The 23,284-nt window shown below is 67.5% G+C and carries 24 protein-coding genes; 16 read left to right on the forward strand and 8 right to left on the reverse strand.

Features of this window, described 5'->3' with window-relative positions; all coding sequences use genetic code 11:
- Nucleotides 1–50: 50 nt before the first annotated feature.
- Nucleotides 51–1,133 carry a DUF6542 domain-containing protein gene (locus tag OG976_RS07355; RefSeq protein ID WP_328359918.1) on the forward strand — a complete coding sequence of 361 codons (1,083 nt, stop codon included), beginning with the start codon at nucleotides 51–53 and terminating at the stop codon, nucleotides 1,131–1,133.
- Nucleotides 1,134–1,137: 4 nt separating this feature from the next.
- On the opposite strand, the gene OG976_RS07360 is transcribed toward OG976_RS07355, so the two are convergent.
- Nucleotides 1,138–2,142: a 4-hydroxy-3-methylbut-2-enyl diphosphate reductase gene (locus tag OG976_RS07360; RefSeq protein WP_328359921.1), complete on the reverse strand. Its 1,005-nt coding sequence runs from the start codon at nucleotides 2,140–2,142 to the stop codon at nucleotides 1,138–1,140.
- Between the two features lie 53 nt (nucleotides 2,143–2,195).
- On the opposite strand from OG976_RS07360, the gene OG976_RS07365 reads away from it, so the two are divergent.
- The 4 genes from OG976_RS07365 (at nucleotide 2,196) to OG976_RS07380 (ending at nucleotide 5,366) form a co-directional block, all read left to right on the forward strand.
- Nucleotides 2,196–2,771: a lipid droplet-associated protein gene (locus OG976_RS07365; RefSeq protein ID WP_328359924.1), complete on the forward strand. Its 576-nt coding sequence runs from the start codon at nucleotides 2,196–2,198 to the stop codon at nucleotides 2,769–2,771.
- Nucleotides 2,768–3,994 (forward strand): exodeoxyribonuclease VII large subunit, encoded by a 1,227-nt coding sequence (gene xseA / locus OG976_RS07370; protein WP_328359927.1) that lies wholly within the window; start codon nucleotides 2,768–2,770, stop codon nucleotides 3,992–3,994. The genes OG976_RS07365 and xseA overlap by 4 nt, the downstream gene beginning before the upstream one ends.
- Nucleotides 3,991–4,215 carry an exodeoxyribonuclease VII small subunit gene (locus OG976_RS07375; RefSeq protein ID WP_328359930.1) on the forward strand — a complete coding sequence of 75 codons (225 nt, stop codon included), beginning with the start codon at nucleotides 3,991–3,993 and terminating at the stop codon, nucleotides 4,213–4,215. Before xseA ends, OG976_RS07375 begins: the two co-directional genes overlap by 4 nt.
- Before the next feature lie 65 nt (nucleotides 4,216–4,280).
- Nucleotides 4,281–5,366 (forward strand): 3-beta-hydroxysteroid dehydrogenase, encoded by a 1,086-nt coding sequence (locus OG976_RS07380; RefSeq protein ID WP_328359933.1) that lies wholly within the window; start codon nucleotides 4,281–4,283, stop codon nucleotides 5,364–5,366.
- Here the strand turns inward: OG976_RS07380 and OG976_RS07385 are convergent.
- A complete protein-coding gene (locus tag OG976_RS07385; RefSeq protein WP_328359936.1) occupies nucleotides 5,363–6,403 on the reverse strand; it encodes a quinone oxidoreductase family protein in 1,041 nt (346 codons plus the stop codon). The genes OG976_RS07380 and OG976_RS07385 overlap by 4 nt on opposite strands.
- Nucleotides 6,404–6,615: 212 nt before the next feature.
- Here OG976_RS07385 and OG976_RS07390 point away from each other — a divergent pair, with 212 nt between their 5' ends.
- The 7 genes from OG976_RS07390 to OG976_RS07420 all read left to right on the forward strand — a co-directional run bounded on the left by OG976_RS07390 (nucleotide 6,616) and on the right by OG976_RS07420 (nucleotide 13,255).
- Complete coding sequence (locus OG976_RS07390) at nucleotides 6,616–7,467, forward strand: lysophospholipid acyltransferase family protein (RefSeq protein ID WP_328359939.1); 852 nt, start codon at nucleotides 6,616–6,618, stop codon at nucleotides 7,465–7,467.
- 2 nt (nucleotides 7,468–7,469) lie between these two features.
- Nucleotides 7,470–7,994, forward strand: coding sequence for a hypothetical protein (locus OG976_RS07395; RefSeq protein ID WP_328359941.1), 525 nt, complete (start codon nucleotides 7,470–7,472; stop codon nucleotides 7,992–7,994).
- Between the two features lie 222 nt (nucleotides 7,995–8,216).
- On the forward strand, nucleotides 8,217–9,236 hold the full coding sequence (locus tag OG976_RS07400; RefSeq protein WP_328359943.1) for a hypothetical protein: 1,020 nt from the start codon (nucleotides 8,217–8,219) through the stop codon (nucleotides 9,234–9,236).
- Between the two features lie 72 nt (nucleotides 9,237–9,308).
- Nucleotides 9,309–10,370 carry an NAD-dependent epimerase/dehydratase family protein gene (locus OG976_RS07405; protein WP_328359946.1) on the forward strand — a complete coding sequence of 354 codons (1,062 nt, stop codon included), beginning with the start codon at nucleotides 9,309–9,311 and terminating at the stop codon, nucleotides 10,368–10,370.
- Nucleotides 10,367–11,143 carry an SDR family NAD(P)-dependent oxidoreductase gene (locus tag OG976_RS07410; RefSeq protein WP_328359950.1) on the forward strand — a complete coding sequence of 259 codons (777 nt, stop codon included), beginning with the start codon at nucleotides 10,367–10,369 and terminating at the stop codon, nucleotides 11,141–11,143. Before OG976_RS07405 ends, OG976_RS07410 begins: the two co-directional genes overlap by 4 nt.
- A 27-nt stretch (nucleotides 11,144–11,170) precedes the next feature.
- Complete coding sequence (locus tag OG976_RS07415; RefSeq protein ID WP_328359953.1) at nucleotides 11,171–12,283, forward strand: AI-2E family transporter; 1,113 nt, start codon at nucleotides 11,171–11,173, stop codon at nucleotides 12,281–12,283.
- A 147-nt stretch (nucleotides 12,284–12,430) separates the two neighbouring features.
- The gene (locus tag OG976_RS07420; protein ID WP_328359955.1) at nucleotides 12,431–13,255 is read left to right on the forward strand and encodes a hypothetical protein; all 825 of its coding nucleotides are present in this window, start codon (nucleotides 12,431–12,433) and stop codon (nucleotides 13,253–13,255) included.
- Here the strand turns inward: OG976_RS07420 and OG976_RS07425 are convergent.
- The 3 genes from OG976_RS07425 to OG976_RS07435 are packed head-to-tail and all read right to left on the reverse strand — an operon-like array spanning nucleotide 13,252 to nucleotide 15,859.
- Nucleotides 13,252–14,154, reverse strand: a complete 903-nt coding sequence (locus OG976_RS07425) for a MetQ/NlpA family ABC transporter substrate-binding protein (protein WP_328359957.1) — start codon at nucleotides 14,152–14,154, stop codon at nucleotides 13,252–13,254. The genes OG976_RS07420 and OG976_RS07425 overlap by 4 nt on opposite strands.
- Nucleotides 14,151–14,870, reverse strand: a complete 720-nt coding sequence (locus tag OG976_RS07430; protein WP_328359960.1) for a methionine ABC transporter permease — start codon at nucleotides 14,868–14,870, stop codon at nucleotides 14,151–14,153. Before OG976_RS07430 ends, OG976_RS07425 begins: the two co-directional genes overlap by 4 nt.
- Nucleotides 14,867–15,859, reverse strand: coding sequence for a methionine ABC transporter ATP-binding protein (locus tag OG976_RS07435; RefSeq protein ID WP_328359963.1), 993 nt, complete (start codon nucleotides 15,857–15,859; stop codon nucleotides 14,867–14,869). The genes OG976_RS07430 and OG976_RS07435 overlap by 4 nt, the downstream gene beginning before the upstream one ends.
- Before the next feature lie 124 nt (nucleotides 15,860–15,983).
- Here OG976_RS07435 and OG976_RS07440 point away from each other — a divergent pair, with 124 nt between their 5' ends.
- Entirely contained in the window at nucleotides 15,984–16,349 is a 366-nt protein-coding gene (locus tag OG976_RS07440) for an RNA-binding S4 domain-containing protein (RefSeq protein ID WP_328363263.1), read from the forward strand.
- Nucleotides 16,350–16,454: 105 nt separating this feature from the next.
- Nucleotides 16,455–18,095, forward strand: a complete 1,641-nt coding sequence (locus OG976_RS07445; RefSeq protein ID WP_328359966.1) for a sensor domain-containing diguanylate cyclase — start codon at nucleotides 16,455–16,457, stop codon at nucleotides 18,093–18,095.
- Here the strand turns inward: OG976_RS07445 and OG976_RS07450 are convergent.
- Nucleotides 18,092–18,889 carry a dienelactone hydrolase family protein gene (locus OG976_RS07450; RefSeq protein ID WP_328359969.1) on the reverse strand — a complete coding sequence of 266 codons (798 nt, stop codon included), beginning with the start codon at nucleotides 18,887–18,889 and terminating at the stop codon, nucleotides 18,092–18,094. The genes OG976_RS07445 and OG976_RS07450 overlap by 4 nt on opposite strands.
- 11 nt (nucleotides 18,890–18,900) lie before the next feature.
- A complete protein-coding gene (locus OG976_RS07455; RefSeq protein WP_328359972.1) occupies nucleotides 18,901–19,575 on the reverse strand; it encodes a DUF4245 domain-containing protein in 675 nt (224 codons plus the stop codon).
- Between the two features lie 55 nt (nucleotides 19,576–19,630).
- Here OG976_RS07455 and glpX point away from each other — a divergent pair, with 55 nt between their 5' ends.
- Together glpX and OG976_RS07465 are read left to right on the forward strand one after the other, a co-directional pair.
- Nucleotides 19,631–20,662, forward strand: coding sequence for a class II fructose-bisphosphatase (gene glpX / locus OG976_RS07460; protein ID WP_328359975.1), 1,032 nt, complete (start codon nucleotides 19,631–19,633; stop codon nucleotides 20,660–20,662).
- Nucleotides 20,663–20,673: 11 nt separating this feature from the next.
- Entirely contained in the window at nucleotides 20,674–22,101 is a 1,428-nt protein-coding gene (locus OG976_RS07465) for a class II fumarate hydratase (protein WP_328359978.1), read from the forward strand.
- On the opposite strand, the gene OG976_RS07470 is transcribed toward OG976_RS07465, so the two are convergent.
- Complete coding sequence (locus OG976_RS07470) at nucleotides 22,085–23,284, reverse strand: cation:proton antiporter (RefSeq protein WP_328359980.1); 1,200 nt, start codon at nucleotides 23,282–23,284, stop codon at nucleotides 22,085–22,087. The genes OG976_RS07465 and OG976_RS07470 overlap by 17 nt on opposite strands.

Raw genomic sequence — 23,284 nt, forward strand, 5'->3', positions numbered from 1 at the left:
CCCGGCGCCGCCGACGGCCCACATTCAACTCAAACCGGTACGGTCTACGTGTGTCAGCACAGCGGACCAGGTCGTCAGTTGCGGCCGAAAATCGCTCCGCGCACCCGAATCTCCCGGGGGTGCCGTGGTGGGCAGCTGTCCTCATTGCTGTGACCGCCACCACAATTGGATTCGCGATCGACGCCGGCTCCGGCAACAAGGAACTCGGCGGCATGTTCGCAGCGCTGTACGCGCTGGGCTGCGTAGCCGCGGTGCTCGCCGTGCGACAGTCCGGCCTCTTCACCGCCGTCATCCAGCCGCCACTGCTGTTGTTCGTCGCCGTGCCGGGCGCCTATTTCCTGTTCCACGGCGCCTCGTTCACCAGCCTGAAGGACACCCTGATCAACTGCGGCTATCCGTTGATCGAACGGTTCCCGCTGATGCTGTTCACCTCGGCCGCTGTGCTGTTGATCGGGATGGCGCGCTGGTACTTCGGAATGGCGGGCAAGTCGGCGGCAGCCGCCGCCCCCGCCGGTGACGTGGCCGCCGCACCGAGCAGGTTCGCCGGACTGGCGACAAAGGTCAGCTCACTGTTCGGCGCCTCGGCGCCGGAGGCCGCCGAGGACAAGCCGCAGCGCAAGCACAGCATCGACCGGCCGGCAGCCGCCGAGCGGCGGCCCCGATCGGGTCGCACCACCAAGCGGCCCGCACCAACCCGATCACGCCATGCCCGTCCCCCGCTGGAGGACATCACCGAGGTGCCGCAGGACCGTCCCCGCCGCCAAAGCGCCCGGCGCCGTCCCGAAGATCTCGACCCCGCCGCCGAGGCACCGCGCCGGCGGCCCCGCCCGCCGCGCGACGTCGACCCGCACATGCCGCCGCCGCGCCGCCGGGAACCGCGCGAGCCCCGTGAACCTCGCGAACCTCGTGAACGCCGCGACCCCTACAGCGCGCCGCCGCGCCGCGAGGGCCGCCATGAGCAGTATCCGCCGTATGAGCCGTACCGGCCCTCCTACGAGCCGTACCCGCCGTACGAGCCGTATGAGCCGTATGAGCCGCCAAGGCGCCGTCCGGCACCGGGTGTTCCCACCGGGGACACCAGCCACCACCCGATCTCTCGGGTGCGCTACCGGGATACCGGCGACGACCGCTGACGGCCTAGGTGCGGGCCGGGCGGATCTCCCGCGGTAGCGCGAACACCAATGTCTCGTTGGCTGTCGTCACTGATTGCACTGTGCCGTAACCGAATTCGGCCAACCGATCCAGCACACCGCGCACGAGCACCTCAGGTACCGACGCACCGGACGTGACGCCCACGGTGGTGACACCCTCAAGCCAGGCCGGGTCGATGTCCTCGGCGTAATCCACCAGATGCGAGTCCTTGGCCCCGGCGCCCAGGGCCACCTCGACGAGGCGCACCGAGTTCGACGAGTTCCGCGAACCGACGACGATCACCAGGTCGCACTCGGGCGCCATCGCCTTGACCGCGCCCTGGCGGTTCTGGGTGGCGTAGCAGATGTCGTCGCTGGGCGGGTCCTGCAGCGTCGGGAACTTCTCCCGCAGCCGGCGCACCGTCTCCATGGTCTCGTCAACGCTCAGCGTGGTCTGCGAGAGCCAGATGACCTTGTTCGGGTCGCGCACGGTGACCTTGTCGACGGCATCCGGGTTGTCGACGACCTGGACGTGGTCCGGCGCCTCCCCGGCCGTGCCGACGACCTCCTCGTGGCCTTCGTGGCCGACCAGCAGGATGTCGTAGTCGTCGCGGGCGAAGCGCTTGGCCTCGTTGTGCACCTTGGTGACCAGCGGGCAGGTGGCATCGATCGTCTTCAGATTGCGCGCGGCGGCCTCTTCGTGGACCGTCGGCGCGACACCGTGGGCGGAGAACACGACGATGGCACCCTCGGGCACCTCATCGGTCTGCTCGACGAACACTGCCCCGGCCTTGGCCAGCGTCTCCACGACGTAGCGGTTGTGCACGATCTCGTGGCGCACGTACACCGGGGCGCCGTGCTTCTCCAGCGCGCGCTCCACGGTTTCCACCGCGCGGTCCACCCCGGCGCAGTAGCCGCGCGGCTCGGCCAGCAGGACACGCTTGGTTCCGACTGCACTTCCCCCAGCCGTGCTGGAAGCACCGGGAATCCCCATGTTGACTGTTGGCGGCATGGTTTCAGGGTACGTTCCCGCGCGCCGCACGGGCCAGCCGTAGGCTGTCGCACATGGCAACAGCACCGTACGGGGTCCGCCTGCTGGTAGGGGCGGCCGTGACCGCCATCGAGGAGACCCGCAAGCTGCCCCAGACCATCCTGATGTACCCGATGACGATGGTGAGCACCGTCGCTCAGATGGTGATGAAGGTCCAGCAGGATGTCGCTGACCTGGTCATCAAGGGTGACTCGGCGCTGGAGAGCATCTTCCCGCCCAAGGACGAGCAACCCGAGTGGGCGACCTTCGACGAGGATCTCCCGGCCGACGACGACGGCGCACCAGTCGACGGTGAGCGCCTCACCGAGGGCCGTTTTGCGCTGTATTCGGTGGCCGACGGGGTGGAGCCCAAGAGTCAGGAATCGGTCACCAAAGCCGCCGGCAAGAAGAAGGCGGCGGTCGCCGAACCTCCGGCGATCGCCGGGGAGCTCGACTACGAGTCGCTGACGCTGGCCCAGCTGCGCGCGCGGCTGCAGTCACTGTCGGTGGCCGACCTCGAGGCGCTGCTGGCCTATGAGGAAGCCTCTAAGTCCCGTGCGCCGTTCCAGACGCTGCTGGCCAACAGGATCACCCGCGCGACAGCCAAGTGACCAACGATCAGGGCAGCTCGGCGGAGAACCCGTTCCCGGTTCGGGCTGTCGCCACCCGGGTGGCGGCCTGGATCGACAAGCTCGGCACCGTGTGGGTCGAGGGCCAGCTGACCCAGATCAACGTGCGCAGTTCGACTGCCTACATGGTGCTGCGCGATCCGGCGGCCAACATGTCGCTGGATGTCACCTGTCCGCGTGATCTGGTGGCCTCCGCGCCGGTCAAGCTCACCGAAGGCACCCAGGTCGTCGTCCTGGGCAGACCCAGCTTCTACACCGTTCGCGGCTCGTTCTCGTTGCGGGTCAGCGCAATTCGGGCGGTCGGCGTCGGCGAGCTGCTGGCGCGCATCGAGCGGCTGCGGCGGCTGCTGGAGGCCGAGGGGTTGTTCGACCCGCGACTCAAGCGCCCGCTGCCGTTCCTGCCGTCGACCATCGGGCTGATCACCGGGCGAGCCAGCGCTGCCGAGCGCGACGTCACCACCGTGGCCGCCACGCGCTGGCCTGCGGTGCGCTTCGAGATCCGCAACACCGCGGTGCAGGGCACCAATGCGGTGGCACAGATCGTCGAGGCGCTGCGGGAGCTGGACGCCGACCCCGACGTCGATGTCATCGTGATCGCCCGCGGTGGTGGCGGCGTCGAGGAGCTGTTGCCGTTCTCCGACGAAACGCTGTGCCGGGCGATCGCCGCGTGCACCACCCCGGTGGTCAGCGCGATCGGCCACGAGCCCGACAACCCGCTGTGCGACCTGGTCGCCGACGTGCGCGCGGCCACCCCGACCGACGCCGCCAAGCGGGTCGTGCCCGACGCGGCGGCCGAATCAGCCCTGGTCGGCGAGCTGCGGCTGCGCAGCGCGCAGGCGCTGCGCAGCTGGGTCGGCCGCGAACAGCGCACGGTGGCGCAGTTGCGCAGCCGGCCGGTGCTGGCCGACCCGCTGCGCGGGCTGACCCAGCGCGGCGACGAGATCGACCGGGCCCGCGCCGCGGTGCGCCGTGACATCAACCGCCTGGTGGCCGCCGAGTCCGACCGGGTCGGCCATCTAAGCGCCCGGCTGGCGACGCTGGGACCGGCGGCCACCCTGGCGCGCGGCTACGCCGTGGTGCAGGACGCCGACGGTGCCATCCTGCGGACGACGGCCGACGCGCCGGCCGGAACGCGGCTGCGCATCCGGGTTTCCGACGGCGCGGTAGGCGCCACCAGTACCGGCCCGACGGATGGAGCCGCATGAGTTCTGAAACGAAGCCCATTAGTGCGCTCGGCTACGAGGAGTGCCGTGACGAGCTCATCGAGGTGGTCAGGGCGCTCGAGCAGGGCGGGCTGGACCTCGACGCGTCGCTGAAGCTGTGGGAACGCGGTGAGCAGCTGGCACGACGCTGTGAAGAGCACTTAGCCGGAGCACGTCAGCGCATCGAGGATGCGCTGGGGTCGCGCGAGGTCACCGACGGGTGATCCGCGGGGCCGCCCTGACCTGGGGCACTGGCTAACTAGAACGTGTTTCAGTTAAGCTCCCCGCCATGGGTGATGCCACGCTGACAACCGAGCTGGGCCGCGTTCTGGTCACCGGCGGTGCCGGATTCGTCGGAGCCAACCTGGTGCGCGAGCTACTTGACCGGGGCCACCACGTCCGGGCTTTCGACCGGGCGCCGTCCGCGCTGCCGCCGCACGAACGGCTCGAGATTCTGCAGGGCGACATCTGCGACACCGAGACCGTCGCCGCGGCCGTCGCCGGCGTGGACACCATCTTTCACACCGCGGCGATCATCGACCTGATGGGCGGCGGTTCGGTCACCGAGGAGTACCGCAAGCGCAGCTTCGACGTCAACGTGGGCGGTACCAAGAACCTGGTGCACGCCGCACAGGCCGCGGGCGTCAAGCGGTTCGTCTACACCGCCTCCAACAGTGTGGTGATGGGCGGGCAGCGCATCGCCAACGGCGACGAAAACCTGCCCTACACAACACGGTTCAACGACCTCTACACCGAGACCAAGGTGACCGCCGAGAAGTTCGTACTCAGCTCCAACGACACCGGCGGCCTGCTGACCTGTTCGATCCGGCCCAGCGGCATCTGGGGCCGCGGCGATCAGACCATGTTCCGGATGCTGTTCCAGCGGGTGCTGGCCGGCCATGTCAAGGTGCTGGTCGGCGGCAAGGACGTCAAGCTGGACAACTCCTACATCCACAACCTGGTGCACGGATTCGTCCTTGCCGCAGAGCATCTGGTGCCCGGCGGCAGCGCACCCGGACAGGCGTACTTCGTCAACGACGGCGAGCCGATCAACATGTTCGAGTTCTCCCGCCCCGTCGTGGAGGCCTGCGGCGAGCGTTACCCGACGTTCCGGATTTCCGGGCGGTTCGTGCACGCCGTGATGACCGGCTGGCAGTGGCTGCACTTCAAGTTCGGCCTGCCCCAGCCGCCGCTGGAACCCCTTGCGGTGGAACGGATTTACCTCGACAACTACTTCAGCATCGAGAAGGCCGCGCGCGATCTCGGCTACCAACCGCTCTACACCACCGAGCAGGCTCTGCAGCATTGCCTGCCGTACTACACCGAGCTGTTCGATCAGATGAAGAACGCCGACAAGCAGCCCGTCAACGCCTAGTTCTCGGCCCAGGGCAGCAGAACGGCCTTGCCGGTGCTCTGCCGCGTCTCGATGAGGCGATGGGCCTCGGCCGCACGCGAAAGTGGAAGCTGCAGGCCGATATTGACCTTCAGCTCACCACTGGCGACGTAACTGGTCAACGCGTCCAGCGCTGGTCGTAGCGCCGAGGAGCCCTGCCCTTGATAGGGGTAGAGGCTGAAGAATCCGAGCGTCTGATTGGCGTTGAGCCTGCCCACCTGGAACTGCGCTCCGAAGTCCACGACAGGGCTGGTCTCGTCAGCCGAACCATAGGCGCTGAGACGTCCGAACGGCGCCAGGGCCGCGATGGCCTGATCGAACGCCGAGCCGCCGACGTTGACCAGCGCGGCGTCCACTCCCCTGCCGTCGGTGACGTCCAGGACTGCCGCACTCCACCCGTCGTTGGTGTAATCGATGGTCACATCGGCACCGAGGTCACCAACCCACAGCCGTTTGGCCTGCGTGCTGGCCGCACCGACGATCAGTCCGGCCTTCATGATTTTGGCCAGCTGGACACTCAGTGAGCCCAAACCGCCTGCGGCGGCAAGGATCAGGATCGAGTCGCCGGCACGTAGCCGTACGCCGTCGCGCAAGAGGAAGTACGCCGTCAGGCCTTGCACCAACAGAGCCGTCCCCTCAGCGAACCCGATCTGGTCCGGCAGGGGATGGACGGTGTCACTGTCGGCAACGACGTACTGTGCGTAGCCGCCGGGACGCGCCGGCTGGACGATCCCGAACACCCGCTGCCCGACGCAGACTCCGTCCACGCCATCGCCGAGTTCTTCGACGGTGCCGGCGAACTCGCCTCCGAGAATGTGCGGGAGGGGCGGCTTGACCGGATAGTTGTTGCGCCGCTGTTCGATGTCGGCGAAGTTGACGCCGGCCGCCTCGTTGCGGATGAGTACCTGTCCGGCGGCGGGGCGCGGTTTAGGCAGATCTTCGTACACCAGGGTTTCCGGAGCGCCGTAGCGGTGGATCCGTACGGCTTTCATGGTCTCGATGGACGTTTCGGCGGACATGCTCACTCCTCAAGCGTGGGGCCGGCGGACCGGCGGGCAGCGGTAACGCTAATCCACAAAACGGATAATATATATCCACTTATTCCAGACTCACAGCGCCCTCCTAAGTCCGTGTGATCTAGTACACCCACTGACCAAACGACCAATTTGGTCAGTACAGTCAAGGGTGGCCGGATGCTCACGGCCGCAACGAGCCAGGAGAGGTGGTCGCGGTGTCGCGCGGGGACGAAGTGCAGAGATCGGCGTGGCGACTCGTGTTGAAGACCGGCGCCGACAACGCCCAGCCACTGGTGGACCTTTATCGGCCGTATGTCGAGGGCCTGGACAACCTGCCGGCCGACGGACGATTCCTGCTGGTCGGAAACCACACCGCGATGTCGTTCTTCGAGATCGTGTTCATTCCCTACTTCGTGCGCAAGACGGTCGGTGAGCGGGTTCGCCCGCTGGCGGACCGCCAGTTCGGCAAGATCGGCGGCCCTCAGCGGCACATGATGGACGCCTTCGGCGGCGTCGTCGGTTCGCCGGAGGCCGCCTCGGCGCTGATGGAGGCCAACGAACCGATCCTGGTCTTCCCCGGCGGCGGGCGGGAGATCTCCAAGTTCAAGGGCGAGGAATACCAGCTGCGGTGGGAGAACCGGGCCGGGTTCGCCCGAGTCGCGATCAAGCACGACTACCCGATCGTGACCGCAGCCCTCGTCGGTGGTGACGACGTCTACACCCCCATCACCGAACGGGACAGCTTGTGGGGCAAGGCCAGTGGCTGGCTCGGCAAGAAGCTCGGCGGCCGCGACGACATGGCGATGCCCCTCGTCCGCGGAATCGGACCGACGCTGGTTCCCCGCCCGCAGCGGCTGTACCTGCGTTTCAGTGCGCCGATCGACACCGTCGCGCCGGCCGGTGTGAGCGCAGACGACTGGACACAGCAGGTTAAAGGGCGTGCCCAGTCGCAGCTGGAAGCCGATCTGCGCGACCTGCAGGACATTCGGCGTCGTGACCCGTACCGCAACCTCAACCCGGCAGCCTGGCGCTCAGCAGTGATGCCCGAGATCGCCGCGGCGGTATGACCATGGCCGCGAACAGGACGCTGCCCTGCGACGACGAGGTGCTGGCGCTGACCGAACCCGGCAGGTTCTTCGGCGAGATGCTGGACGTCGGGCGCCCCGAGGCCACCGTCCTGGTCGTCAGGGTGGCCGGCAACTGCGCCATCATCGCCCTCGAAATCTCACCCGCCGCAGTGGAATTCGCGTGCCGCAGAGCCCGTCGCGGAGCCAGCCACTCCGTCAGTCTCGCGATCGCCGAGATCAGCCAGTTCCTCGGGTACGGCAGCCAATGGGCAGCCACCCTGGGTGGGCAGTTGCCGGCGTCGAGCCAGGGCATCGCCCGGTTCGCGGTCGAGTTCGAACCGGAACCGGTACGGGCCGACGCGCTCTCTCCCGCACCCGGCGCGCTACCGGAACTGATCGGCCGACGCTGGCAGATCGACGACGTGCGGCCGGCGCGGATCCGTCGCCAACTGTGGTCGCGGGACATCGAGTTCGAGGCTCCGATCCTCGCCTGGCTGCTTAGCGTGCATCGGCTCTCGACGCCGTAGCCGGCGTACGGTTCAGTGTCCGGCGACGGCCTGCTTCACCACTCGACCGTAGGCCTGCCTCTGCGGCTCGCCTACCGCCGAGCCTAGCGACCGCGTCCGCCACCGATCGAGCCACCGAACGACAACGGACTCGAAACGGACCAAAAGACCAGTGCAGGAGCCACTTCGGCGCCTTGGCCTCACAGCGGGTTGACAGCTTTGCCGCCAGTACACTCGGATCTCGTGCTCATCCGCCGCGCGACTGCACTCCTGAGCGTTGTGGCGCTGTCGCTCGTCGGCTGCAGTAGCGGTATCGCAGATCGATCCGCCGACGCTCACGCGCTCACCGCAAACATTCGGAAGTTGGCCGGTGTGGTCTCTGCCGCCGACGATGTCGCCCACAACGAACCGCAGGGCATGGTGTTCTTTCGCCTCTACGTCGACGTCAACGAGAACATCAACTCCAAGCAGATCGCCGAGATCGTCACCACGTATCTGCGTGGTACCGAGGACGCCAGATACTCCGGATACCGGCTCGAACTTGACCTCCGCCAGGGTTGGAATCTGTTCGCTGTGGACAGCGGCCAACTCCCCATCACCAATCGCGGCCAAGTGATCTCCCAAGCAAGCGATTGGGTCGAACTCAGACGTGATTTCCCATCTGCCACCGTCCGGGTGCGAGCGACGATCAGCCACCCCGATGGCCAAATTCCCGACCAGGATGCCGGGCACTCCAATGTGGCCGCCCTCGACTTGGCCAGCCCCGCGGACTACACCGCCGTTGTTGCGGCTGCACATCACATCGCCGACCGATTCCCACAACTGTCCCAACTGGACTGGGTGATTAATGCGGCAAAAGAACACCCCGCGGAGATCAAGACATCTCGACGGCTGCCTACCCCACCCGAGCTGGCGGTGTTCAGCCGGCTCAACGCCGACCAGTCGATTCCGCACGTCGACCGGCTGCGGATCAATGGTCCGGTGACTCCCCCGGTCTGGTTCTCCGAGCAGACGACCGAATCCCACGACGTCGCGTTGGCGTTGCAGCTGGCCAAGAACCACTTGCCGGTCGTCGCCACGCTGCCGGCGCCGATTCTCTACAGCGCCAGCGACGAGCTGTCGGGACACATCGGCGGTCTCGGTTTCGCCCGTGGCCCGGTGGCGATCACCGTCGGGGGCTGCACCAGGCACGATCCCCTGGTTTACCAGCCGATTCCCGAGGAGCGGCGGTTGATCGCCGAGTATGAAACCTGTGCTTCCTGAGTTCGCAACTTCAATCCGGTCCTGCCCTCACGGTACGGTCCACTAGAACACGTTCTAGGTATAGGGAGTTCAATGTCCGACGCTGTGCTGGTCACCGGTGCTTTCGGGCTGGTCGGAAGCGCCACCGTCAAGCACCTGGCGGCGGCAGGCCGCCGCGTGGTGGCCACCGACCTGGACACCCCCGCCAACCGCAAGGCGGCCACGGCACTGCCGGCAGGCGTCACGGTGCGGTGGGCCGATCTGACCGACCCCAAGGCGGTCGGCGTGCTGATGAGCAGCGTGGCACCGGCGTCGGTGATTCACCTCGCCGCGGTGATCCCGCCGGTCTGCTACAGCAACCCCGCGCTGGCCCGCAGGGTCAACGTCGAGGCAACCGGCACCCTGGTCAACGCCGCAGCCGCCGAGCCCAAGCCGCCGCGATTCGTGCAGGCGTCGTCCATCGCCGTCTACGGGCCGCGCAACCCGCATCACATCAGCGACGTGCTCACCGCCGACACCCCGGTGCGGCCGTTCGACATCTACGGCGGCCACAAGGTGGAGGCCGAGCAACTGGTGCGCGGCTCGGCGCTGGACTGGGTGATCCTGCGGCTGGGTGGCGTCATGACCACCGAGTTCGACCTCGGGATGAGCCCGGACATGTTGTATTTCGAAGGGCTGCTGCCCATCGACGGCCGGCTGCAGACCGTCGACGTCCGCGACGTCGCGCACGCCTTCGCGGCCGCCACCACCGCCGACGCCATCGGGCGAACGCTGCTCATCGGCGGTGACGACACCCACCGCCTGGTCCAGGGCGAGGTATCGTCGGCCATCACCGCGGCGATGGGCCTGGTGGGCGCAACTGCCAAGGGCCGCAAGGGAAATCCGGACGATGATGACGGCTGGTTCGCCACCGACTGGATGGACTCCAGTGCATCCCAGGAGCTGCTCGGCTTCCAGCATCATTCGTGGCCAGACATCCTCAAAGAGACCGCCGACAAGACCGGCTGGAAGCGGCCGCTGTTCCGGTTGGCGGCACCGCTGGCCCATGAGTACCTCAAACGCCAGTCGCCGTACTACCGAAAGCCCGGCGGCTACGCCGATCCGTGGGGGACCGTGAAAAACAAGTGGGGACGATTCGAGGCGGACACAGCATGAGTGCACAACGGGTAGCGGTCATCATCGGCGGAGCGTCCGGGATCGGCTGGGCGACGGCCAAGAAGCTCGCCGGCGAAGGCGCTCGGGTGACGATCGCCGACCGCAACACCGAACTGGCGGCACAGCGGGCCACCGAACTCGGCGAGCCGCACGGGTGGGCCCCGGTGGAAGTGACCGACGAGGCCACCGTAGCCACCCTGTTCGACGACGTGGTGGCGCGCGAGGGCGGCCTGCACGTGGTGGTCAACTGCGCCGGATTCAGCGGATTCGGTGTCATCACCGAGCTGGACGCCGCCGACTTCAGGTCGGTGATCGACGTCTGCCTCAACGGGGCCTTCCTGGTGATCAAGCACGCCGGCAGACACCTCGGTGATGGCGGCACGCTGGTGTCGCTGACCTCGCTGAACGCCCGCCAGCCGGCCATCGGGATGAGTGCGTACTGCTCGGCCAAGGCCGGGTTGTCGATGCTCACCCAGGTGGCCGCACTCGAACTCGGGCCGCGCGGCATCCGGGTCAACGCGGTGGCACCCGGCTTCGTGCACACGCCGCTCACCGAGGGTGCCGCCGCGGTCCCCGGCGTGGTCGAGGAGTACGTCGAGAACACCGCGCTGGGGCGGCCCGGCACACCGGAGGACATCGCCGAGGCGGTGGCGTTCCTGTGCTCGCCCCAGTCGGCGTGGATGACCGGTGAGATCCTCGACCTCAACGGCGGGGCGCACCTCAAGCGGTACCCGGACATCAACGCGCACTTGCAGCGTCTGATGAATTCCTAGCCCTCTCAGGGGCTAGTGTTCACCTCGGTGAACACTGAATTCACGCTCACACAGAAGCGCGCGCTGGCGGTCGTCACGGTGGTGGCGCTGCTGTTCGGTGCGTACTTCCTGCGGCACTATTTCATCCTCGTGGTGATCGCCGCGATCGTCGCCTACCTGTTCACCCCGCTGTACGACCGCTGCCGACGACGCTTCAACACCGGCCTGTCGGCCACGCTGACGGTGCTCGCCGCGCTTGCCATCGTCATCATTCCGGTCGGTGCGCTGATAACGCTTGCGGTGTTGCAGATTTCGCACATGGTGGTGCACGTCGCGGATTGGGTGGAGACCGCCGACCTGTCCACACTGGGTGCCAGGGCCATCGAGTTCGTCAACAACCTGCTGGCCAAGCTGCCGTTCGGGCACTTCACCGTCAGCGCAGAATCGCTGCGCACCAGCATGATCAGCGTCTCGCAGAACGTCGGGCAGTGGCTGCTGCATTCGCTTCAGGGTGCCGCGGGCGGGGCGATCGGCGTGATCACCTCGGCGATCATCTTCCTCTACGTCCTGATCTCGTTGCTGACCAATCAGCAGGAGCTGCTCACCCTGATCCGCAGGCTCAACCCGCTGGGCGAAGAAGCCACCGACCTGTATTTGGCGAAGATGGGCGCCATGGTGAAGGGAACCGTCAAGGGACAGTTCATCATCGCCACCGTCCAGGGTGTGCTCGGAGCGGCGTCGATCTACATCGCCGGCTTCCACAACGGGTTCTTCATCTTCGCGATCTTCCTGACCGCGCTGTCGGTCATTCCGCTGGGCAGCGGCATCGTCACCATCCCGTTCGGCATCGGAATGATGTTGTTCGGCAACATCGCCGGCGGCCTGTTCGTGGTGGCGTTCCACATCCTGGCCATCACCAACATCGACAACTTCCTGCGACCGATCCTGGTGCCGCGAGAGGCCCGCCTCGACCCGGCACTGATGCTGCTGGCGGTGTTCTCGGGCCTCGCGATGTTCGGATTCTGGGGGATCGTGCTCGGCCCGGTGCTGATGATTGTGATCGTCACCACCATCTCGGTGTATCTGGCGGTGTACAAAGGTGTGCCGATGACGGTGCACGAGCCGCCGGAGAAGCGCCGCAAGCTGTTTCGGCGCGGGTAAAACCGACCGAATTCCGGGACTTAGGTCCTTGGCTTTGTTTCGTTGTTTCCTGGACAGGACAACGCGGGGCGAGGATCGTACGATTTGTCATGAGTTCAGGCGCGGGGGCGCCTGACTGGGAGATCGGGGGGATCCATGATGACTTATGTGCGCCCATTTGCGCTGTCCGCGGCCTGTTTGGCCACCGCGGTGACCGTGGCAGTGACCACACCGACGGTCACCGATGCTCATCACAGCGTCGCACTCGCAACGCCGACCGTGACGAGTAGCTATGAACTGCTTGCCGATTCGCAGGCGACCCGCGAAGTCGCGTACGGCGACTGGGGCGGACTGTTCGCCGGCTTCGGCGAAATCCTCGGCGGGCTGGGGCTGATGGGGAACAACTATCTGAACGCCAACCAGGCGAGCGTCCTGGCCTTCACCTCCAAGCTTCCGACACTCATGCTCGGGCCGGTGGCGCTCGGCGGCGGCAGACTCGCCAACGCCTACTACTTCGGCTACAACGGATCACCCGCCGGTAATGCCGGCGTCGGGGCCTACGTCATCAGCCAGATAACGACCAATATGTCCCTGACGAATCTGGTCAAGAACTTCGTACTGGGCCTGACGGGCAATATCCCGAAGTTCTACCTCGGGCCGGTCCAGGTGGGCGGTGGCCTGCTGGCGGATGCCTGGTTCAACGGCTACGGCGGCGGCACGGGACCCGGCGGGGTCTACAACTACATCACCGGCAAGACCGGCCTGCCGGCCTCCGCAGGGAAATCCGCGGCCGCCGCCGAGACGTCGGTGGCAGTGGCGGTGCGGGAAGCCGCCGCGCCGACCGGACATTCGGCGCGCGCAACTCACACCGTCCAGGTGCCCCGCGCAGCTCGCGCCGCAGCCGCCACCGCGTCCTCAGCACACCAGGCCGAGGCCTCGGCGACGCCGAAAGCCGCCACCACGCACGGCGGGTCGAAGCGTCCTGCCGCCTAGAGCGGCAGCAGGATGCCCTTGACGCTCGGGTCGGTGGCCAGGAACTGCTGAACCGCCGGGTCCTTGAACGTCGCGACCAGCTTCTTGATGTTGTCGGCATCGGCCCAGCGGCTGCCGATGGTGAGCTGTCCGGCGAACTCGTCGGGCGCGGGCGGGGCGAAGATCTGTTGCTGGAGCGGCACTTTGGCGGCCAGGTAGTACTCGGTGTAGCCGACGGCGGCGTCAAGATCGGGCAATGAGCGTGACTGCGCCGCGAAGTCGAGCAGCGTGAACTTCAGGTTCTTCGGGTTGCCGACGATGTCCTTGCGGGTGGCGGTCCACTTGTCGACGGCCGGGTTCAGCGTGATCAGGCCCGCGCGTTCCAGCAGCCACAGGCCCTGGGCCTCGTTGGCGGGATCGGAGTACAGCGAGACGTTGGCGCCGTCCGGCAGCTGCGAGACGTCACGGTACTTGTCCGACCAGATTCCGAAGCCCCACCGGAATACCGGGGTGGCGGCCTCTTCCCGGAAGTCGGGGTTAGCCTCGAGCACCTGACCGAGCCACAGCTTGTGCTGATAGATGGTGCCGGCGACTTCGCCGTCACTGACCGCGCGGTTGATGGTGTTGCTGTCGGACAGGCCGCGGAAAGCCACCTTGATACCGTGCTTCGGGGCGACCTCGCGGCTGATGTACTCGATCAGCGCCTGCTCGGCGGCGTTGCCCTCGTTGGTCGCCACCACCAGCGTTGCCCCGGGAATCTCGTTGGCGGACTTGGTGTCTCCGAAGAAGAACAACCGTCCCGCGACAACGGCGACAACGACGACAACCAATCCCGCGGCGATCCACACCCATCGACGTCGTTTCTTGATCTCGAACCCGTGGTTGTCGGGACTTTCGACTTCGACTCCGGTGGCGGTCATGCGGTGACGGTTCCTCTCGAACGGATACGTGCGTGGGGGGTGGTGAAGCGGACAAGGACGTCGCCGATGAACTGCACGGCGGCGACGGTGGCGACGAGGATGACGATGGTGGCGAGCATGACGCCCTGGTCGAAGCGCTGGTAGCCGTATGTCACTGCGACATAGCCGATTCCACCGGCACCGATGGTCCCGGCGATCGCGGAGTACTCGATCATCGCGATGATGTTGATCGTCAGGCCGCCGAGAATCGACGGGATCGCCTCGTCGAGCTGGGCGGTGCGGATGATCTGCAGACGCGAGGCTCCCGATGCCCGGGCCACCTTCACCACCGACGGCGGAACGGACCGAAGTGCGTTCTCGACGATGCGGGTGAAGAAGGCGATGCCGGCCAGCGACATCGGCACTACCGCGGCCGCGATGCCGATGTTGGTTCCGGTGATGAAGCGGGTGAACGGCATGATCGCGGCCATCAGGATCAGGAACGGCAGTGACCGCCCGATGCTGATGATCCAGCTCAAAATCGTATGCAGTGCCGGGTTTTCGAACAGTCCACCGGGAGCCAGGTTGTGGATCAACGCCCCGAGGGGCACGCCGACGGTCACCACGATGGTCATGACGATGCCCACCATGATGAGGGTGTCGAGCAGGGCAGGGATCAGCAGGCCGGGCAGTTCGTTGACGGGGACTTTGGCGCTGGCGAGCAGGGTCGCGGTCACGCAGCACCCCGCAGCGCGTGTTCGCCGGTGGCAAGGCCGTAGCGGGCAAGCACATCGGCGGCGCGCCCGGCCACGTCGGCCGGGATGCCGAGGGTGGCCGATCCCACGGTGACACCGTGCACCTCTTGCACGAAGGCGCCGAGCACCGAGATTGGTGCGCCGAGCTCTCCGGAGGCCCGCGCGATCCAGTCGGCGGGCACGTCAGACGCGTAGACGACTCGCCACACCTGTTGGCCGGCATCAGCGTTACGGGCCTGACCCTGTGGCCGCAGAGCGGCGCCGAGTTCGGAGTGCGGATCGGTGAGAAGGTCGACGAGCCGCCCGGATTCGACGATGGTGCCGCGATCCAGTCGGGCAACGGAGTCGGCGATCTCGACCACGGTGTCCATCTCGTGGGTGATGAACACGATGGACAGGTCGAGGTCGTCGCGCAGTTCGCGCAGCAGTCCGACGACCGAGGCGGTGGTGATCGGGTCCAGGCCCGCAGTGGCCTCGTCGGACAACAACACCGACGGTCGCAGCGCCAGTGCCCGGGCGATGCCCACCCGCTGCTTCTGGCCTCCGGACAGCTGGAAGGGGTAGTGATCGGCGCGCGACGACAGCCCCACCCGGTCGAGTAGCTCGGCGACCCGCTTGTGTGACTCCTGCGCGGTCACGCCCAGGTATTGCAATGGGAGCGCGACGTTTTCAGCTGCGGTACGCCGTTCCAGCAGACCAGCTGACTGGAAGATGGTACCGATGCGGCGCCGCGCGACCCGCAGCTTGCTCGACGACAGCGTGGTCAGGTCCTCGCCGTTGACGACGACCGAACCCGACGTCGGCGCGGTGAGTAGGTTGATGCATTCAGCCAGCGTGCTTTTGCCCGCCCCGCTGGGGCCGACGACGGCGAGGATCTCCCCCGCGGCCACACGAAAACTGATGCGGTCCAACACGACGGAACGGTGGGTGCCGTGGCCGTAGACCTTGGTCAGCTCGGTAAGTTCGATCATAGGAAGGCAACAGTGCCCTACGGCACGCGGCACAGGTCACCCTTAGGCTCAGGATGAATCGATGGTGCGACAAGGATTCCGGTTGCCGCTGCTGCGCCGGTCCCCGCAGTCCATGATGGACGTCATGGAATCGACCCGGGTGGACCGGTGGTTATGGGCGGTGCGGTTGACCAAGACCCGCCCGGATGCCGCGGCCGCATGCCGCGGCGGACACGTCCGGGTCAACGACCGGCTGGCCAAACCCTCGACGATGGTCTCCCCCGGCGATCACATCCGCGCCCGGGTCGGCGACACCACCCGGATCGTCGAGGTGCTGCGGGTGATCCAGAAGCGGGTCGGCGCCGCCGACGCGGTGACGTGCTACCTCGATCGAACGCCTGCCCCACCCCCGGTCTTGGCGGTGCCGGTGGCAGCCCGGGACCGCGGCGCCGGCCGGCCGACCAAACGGGATCGTCGCGTTCTGGACAAGTGGCGAGCCGGCCAACTGTGACGGATTCCGGGAGTTTCGCCCTCGAACACGGATAGCGCGCGCCAACGCACCAGTCGTTGCTAGGTTCGCACTGCTCGGTACGGTGACACCTCGAGGGAGTAGCCGATGGACACGGCCGTTCGCACGGCAGAGACCCGGCTGAATCGGTGGGCACGCGCCGCTGCTGCCGCAGTACTGGTGGTCGCGCTGCTGGACCTGTCCGGCTGGGTCAGCGACATCGACGAACTCAAGTCGTTCACCCCGCTGTGGCTGGCCGGGATGGCGGTGGCGGTTCTGCTGCAGACCGGGCGGCCCCCGCAGTGGCGGGTGTGGTGCGCACGGGCACTGGCGGTAGCGATCGGCGTCCACGCCGCGGCCGTGGTGTTCGAGCACCTCGCCGGTCACCCGTTCGGCCCGACCCCGCGGACGGCGGCGTCGGTGCTGTACCTGTCGGTCGCCGTCGTCGTCATGCGAATGGACCGCCGTCGCACCGGATTGCTCTGGGGAGCATTCCTGGTGGGGGCAATAGCCGCACCTGTCATCACGGTGATCGGGCATCTTTTCCGGCTGGTCTCGGCGGTGCGGATAACGGAGTCGACCGGCCAGGGCATCACCACGGCTGTCGGCGTGCTGCTGCTCGTCGCCGCCGCGGTGCTGGCCCGCCCGGACCGTAACCCGAGCGCCTGGCTGCTGGCCCGGGGCGACCGGTGGGCGCTGCTGCGGTTGACCGGCGTGCTGGCCGGGCTGCCCCTGGTGGTGAGTCTGGCCCGGCTGCCCTTCCTGGAGCTGGGGCTGGGCTCGGAAGCGGCCTGGATTCTGGCGACGACGATCTCGACCACCATCGTCGGCGTGGTCGCGTTCTACTTCAGCCAGCGAGAGCAGAAGCTTCTGATCGGGCGCGCCGACGCCGAACGGCGCTACCACATCCTGGCCGACAACGCCGTCGACGTCGTCTTCCACCTGCACGACGGGCAGGTCAGTTGGGTGTCGCCGTCCGTGCAACCCGCCTTCGGTGACCCACCCGCGCGGTGGGCCGGCTCGGACCTGAGTGACCGCATCGACCCCGAGGACCTGCCGGCGGTGACCACAGCCGTTCGTGAAATGCGCACGGGCACCATCGGTTCGGCACGGTTTCGGGTCCGTACGACCGAGGGTGGCTACCACTGGGTCGACGGCAACGCCAAACCCTATATCGACGAGGACGGCAACACCGACGGGATGATCACGGCGTTGCGGATCGTCGACGACAAGGTCGAGGCCGAGCGGCGACTGGACCGGTTGGCCCGATTCGACATCCTGACCGGATTGCCCAACCGGGCCGAGGTCATCACCCGCCTGGAGTCCGCACTCGACCAACCTCGTTCCCCAGGATCACAATTGGGCATCCTGTTCTGCGACGTCGACCACTTCAAGACCATCAACGACACCCTGGGCCACGCCGCAGGCGACGTGGTGCTGTCCACCATCGCGGCGCGCATCAGTGACAGCGTCCGCAGCGGGGACACGGTGGGGCGGATGGGCGGCGACGAGATGGTGGTCCTGCTGCCCGGGGTCCACAGCCTCGACGAGGCCGTCCAGATCGCGGAGAAGATCCGTTGTCGCGCAGCCGAACCCATTGATCATGACGGCACGGCGATCAGCGCCACACTGAGCATCGGGGCGACGGTGTCGGCGCCGGGCGAGTCGTCCAGCGCGGTCACCGCCCGCGCCGATGCCGCGATGTATCAGGCCAAGCAGGCCCGTCGCAACACCGTGGTCCGAATCTAGGTCAGGCGTTCCTTGAGGAACTCCACCATCCGCTTGCGGGCCTCGTAGGCCTGCTGACCCTCCTCCTCGCGGACCTCCAGCGTCAGCACCGAGTGCGCCATCCGGCCGAAGCCGCCGGCATTTCCCGGCGAGGAATCGAGTTCGATGACCTCGAAGGCGTCGCCGAGGCGGTCCTTGAGTGTCTGGAACCGCTCCCGCGGCGCCATCGGGTCGCCGCTGAACCGCAGCCCCAACGCGCACAGTCCCTCTTCGGCGGCACGCTTCTCGATGATCTTGAGCTCAGCCTCGGACAATCCGGGGTCACGCTTCTGCTTGGGGGTCAACGGGATCGGCACCGACGGCTGGCTGAGCACCGGAGCCAGCACGCTGTCGTCGACGGCCGCGGCCAGGGCGAAGCCACCCGAGAAGCACTGCCCGATCACCCCGACACCCTTGCTGCCGGTCTTCTCCTTGAGGTCGCGCGCCAGCGCCCGCAGGTAATGCGAGACCGGTCGCTCCTTGTTCGTCGCGAACGCCGCAAACTCCTTGGTCACACACCCGCGCACAAGCACCGGCACCATCCCCGGACGGATCCCCGGCGCCCCGGGCGTCCCGTACAACGACGGGATCGCGACCGTGAACCCGTTGTCCACCAGATGGTTTCCGAGCGCCAGCACACCCGGGTGTACACCCGGCATCTCCGGGATGAGCACCACACCGGGGCCCGCCCCCTTGCGGTACACGTCGTGGGTGAAACCGGCGGCGCTGAAGGGCTCGCACGCCCATCCGGTCAGATCTGCTTCGGGTCCGGGCATTGCGTCTCCCTTTATCGGCCGGGAACGATCGGCTGCTGCGACTGTGTCGCGAGGGCCAGCGTACGGAAGTCATCGGCGCTGCCGGCACCGGTTATGGCAAGCTGCGCCGGGCCCCGCGAGCTGTCCAGCCGCGTCGTCCACACCGGCTCGGTGCCCTCGCCGCCTTCGTAGACCACCCACTTCACCCCGCCGACGTCCTGGGCGCCGGTCGGCACCATCGATCGGTGGATGGACGAGACCAGGGCCACCTCGTCGGCGTTGCTCTGGGTCAGGCTGACGAACATCTTCGACGGGGCGAGGTAGCCGACCTTCGAGGTGACCGCACGCTGGCGCTGGCCGGTCGTGGGGTCAGTGCGGCCTGCGTCGATGCCGGCACGGGCACCGGAGTTGGCCTGCCAGCCCGCGGGCAGCGCAGGCAGCCGGATCGGAATGCCCAGCGTGTCGGCGTCGGCCTTGAGCGCAGCGGGGGCGTCATAGGCCGGGGCCATGCCGTCCTCGGGGCCGTTGGGACGGAACGAACACATGCCGACCAGGCCTGCCAGCACGATGCACGCCACCACCAAGGGCGCGAGCGACCAGAACATGTCGCGGCCGTCCTGGAGCAGGCGCGGCTTGGCCTCCTTCGGCGCCGGAGCCGCCGGGCCGGCGACATTGGCAGCCGAGGCGGCGACATGTGGGTCGGTCACGCCTGCCAGTATCCCAGGTCTGGACTGCTCACCCTCTTCTGGGACAATCTCAGCCATGCCTGAAGCCCGCCGCCGCGAAGCACCCGATCGAAACCTCGCCATGGAGTTGGTGAGAGTCACCGAAGCCGGCGCCATGGCGGCCGGCCGGTGGGTCGGCCGTGGTGACAAGGAAGGCGGCGACGGCGCGGCCGTCGATGCCATGCGTGAACTCGTCAACTCGGTCTCGATGCGCGGGGTGGTGGTGATCGGCGAGGGCGAGAAGGACAACGCCCCGATGCTCTACAACGGCGAAGAGGTCGGCAACGGCGACGGGCCGGACTGCGACTTCGCCGTCGACCCGGTCGACGGCACCACGCTGATGAGCAAGGGCATGCCGAACGCGATCTCGGTGCTGGCGGTGGCCGAACGCGGCGCGATGTTCGACCCGTCGGCGGTGTTTTACATGAACAAGATCGCCGCCGGGCCCGATGTCGCCGACTTCATCGACATCACCTCACCGATCGCGGCCAACATCCAGCGCCTGGCCAAGGTGCGCAAGGCGTCGGCCTCCGACATCACCGTCTGCATCCTGGACCGGCCCCGGCACACCAAGCTGATGGCCGAGGTGCGCGAGGCCGGCGCCCGCATCCGGCTGATCTCCGACGGCGACGTCGCAGGCGCGATCTCGGCCTGCCGGCCCGACTCCGGCACCGACATGCTCGCCGGAATCGGCGGCACCCCCGAGGGCATCATCACCGCCGCCGCGATCCGCTGCATGGGCGGTGAGATCCAGGCCATGCTGGCACCCACCGACGACGAGGAGCGCCAGAAAGCGATCGACCGGGGCCACGACCTCGACCGAGTGCTGACCACCCGGGATCTGGTCGCCGGGGAGAACGTCTTCTTCTGCGCCACCGGCGTCACCGACGGTGACCTGCTCAAGGGTGTCCGCTACTTCGGTGGCGGCTGTACGACGCAGTCGATCGTGATGCGCTCGAAGTCCGGCACAGTCCGGATGATCGACGCCTACCACCGGCTTTCCAAGCTCAACGAATACTCCGCGGTGGACTTCACCGGGGACACGTCCGCGGCCCACCCGCTCCCCTAAGAAAGGCAACAATGACCGACAGCGCTGTCGAAACGAACGCAGCCGAGGGCGAATACCGCATCGAGCACGACACGATGGGCGAGGTCCGGGTTCCGGCCAAGGCCCTGTGGCGCGCCCAGACCCAGCGGGCCGTCGAGAACTTCCCGATCTCCTTCCGCGGGCTGGACCGCAACCAGATCCGTGCCATGGCACTGCTGAAGGCCGCCTGCGCGCAGGTCAACAAGGACCTCGGCCTGTTGTCGGCAGAGAAAGCCGACGCCATCATCTCCGCCGCCGGCGAGATCGCCGACGGACTGCACGACGACCAGTTCCCCATCGACGTCTTCCAGACCGGCTCGGGCACCAGCTCCAACATGAACGCCAACGAGGTGATCGCCTCGATCGCGGCCCGCAACGGCGTGACCGTTCACCCCAACGACGACGTCAACATGTCGCAGAGCTCCAACGACACGTTCCCCACCTCCACCCACATCGCGGCTACCGAAGCTGCTGTGCGCCAGCTGATTCCGGCCCTGGAGATTCTGCACGAGTCGCTGGCCAACAAGGCCCGCCAGTGGCGCACTGTCGTGAAGTCCGGCCGCACCCACCTGATGGACGCCGTCCCGGTCACCCTGGGTCAGGAGTTCGGCGGCTACGCCCGCCAGATCGAGGCCGGCATCGAGCGGGTCAAAGCGACGCTGCCCCGCCTGGGTGAGCTGGCCATCGGCGGCACCGCCGTCGGCACCGGCCTCAATGCCCCCGACGGCTTCGGCGCCAAGGTGGTCGCCGTGCTGGTCGAGCAGACCGGTCTGCCCGAATTGCGCACGGCCAAGGACTCTTTCGAGGCTCAGGCCGCCCGCGACGGTCTGGTCGAGGCATCCGGTGCGCTCAAGACCATCGCCGCCTCGCTGACCAAGATCGCCAACGACATCCGGTGGATGGGCTCGGGCCCGCTGACCGGGCTGGGCGAGCTGGCGCTGCCCGACCTGCAGCCGGGCAGCTCGATCATGCCGGGCAAGGTCAACCCCGTCATCCCCGAAGCCGTCACCCAGGTGGCGGCCCAGGTCATCGGCAACGACGCCGCCATCACCGTCGGCGGCCTGTCCGGCGCGTTCGAGCTGAACGTCTACATCCCGATGATGGCGCGCAACCTGCTCGAGTCGTTCACGCTGCTGGCCAACGTGTCGAAGTTGTTCGCCGCCAAGTGCATTGACGGCCTGATCGCCCACGAGGCGCACCTGCGCGAGCTGGCCGAGTCGTCCCCGTCGATCGTCACCCCGCTGAACTCGGCGATCGGCTACGAGGAGGCCGCCAAAGTGGCCAAGCAGGCGCTCAAGGAGAAGAAGACCATCCGGCAGACGGTCATCGACCGCGGCCTGATCGGCGAGAAGCTCTCGGAGGCCGAACTCGACAAGCGCCTCGACGTGCTGGCGATGGCGAAGGTCAAGGACGGCGACTAGCGGCAAACCGGCGGATGCCGAGCGGGGCGGTCAGGCTGTGTACCAGCAGGCTGATCGTCACCGCGACGACGACGACCTGCGAGATGAGGTCGGACTCCTCGATCTGACCGCGCTCCAGCACGATCAGGCCGAGCACCACGGTGCCGATGCCGCGCGGGCCGAACCAGCCGATGAACACCCGGCTGTACATCGGTAGGTCGCAGCGGATCAGCGCGAGCAACACGGCGACCATGCGCACCGCGAACACGGCGAGCACCGCGAACAGCACCACCCGCCAGCTCGCGTACTGCCAGCCCTCGCGGACCGCGAACGCGCCGAACATGGCGAACACCAACAGCTCCAGCAGCTGACCGGCCGCGTCGGACACCTGCGTGGGGACCTGCTCGTCGTGGCGGCGCGCCACCACCGCCGAGACCAGGCCACCGGCGAACGCGGCGACAAACCCGCTGCCGTGCAACCCCTCCCCCGCCTCGAAGCACAGCAGCGCCACCGCGACCGTCGCCAACTGCGCCCAGGTGTCGCTCATCCACCCGCGCTTCCAGGACGTCGCGATCGCCCAGCCGCCCACGACCCCGATGACCGCACCGGCCACCAGCGAGACGACCTCGGTGCGGAACGCGAACCACGCCCAGCGACCCGGATGGGCGTCGTTGCTCGCCGAGGCCAGGGCCACCGCGGCCAGCAGCGCGGCCAGGGCGAACCCGTCGTAGAACCCGCTCTCCACCGACAGTGCGTGGCGGACCCGCTCGGGGATGCGTTCGTCGTCGAGCAGCGCGTCGATCAGCGCCACCTCGGTGGGCGCCACGATCGCCGCCAGGCACACCGCCTCCCACCACGGCAGCACCGGCAGCAACAGCACCGCCGTGAGCGCGCCGAGGCCCAGCGTCAGCGGGATGCCCACGAAAAGCAGGCGGAACGTGACGTGGCCGCGCCGGACGACGCTGCGCAGGTCGAGGCGGGCGGCCTGGTTGAACAGGATGACCGTCAGCGCCAGCTGGGCCAGCACGGTGAAACTGCCGGCCTGCGGGCTCGCGTCGATCAGGTGCAGCCCCGACGGGCCGAGCAGCATGCCCAGCGCGATGAAGATCAGCGCCGGAGCCACATACCAGCGGCTGACCAGCGCCGAGACGACCGCGTAGCCGAGGACAAGCAGGGTCAGAACGAGCGAGGTGTTGGTGTGCAC

Source organism: Mycobacterium sp. NBC_00419 (assembly GCF_036023875.1).
Taxonomy (GTDB): domain Bacteria; phylum Actinomycetota; class Actinomycetes; order Mycobacteriales; family Mycobacteriaceae; genus Mycobacterium.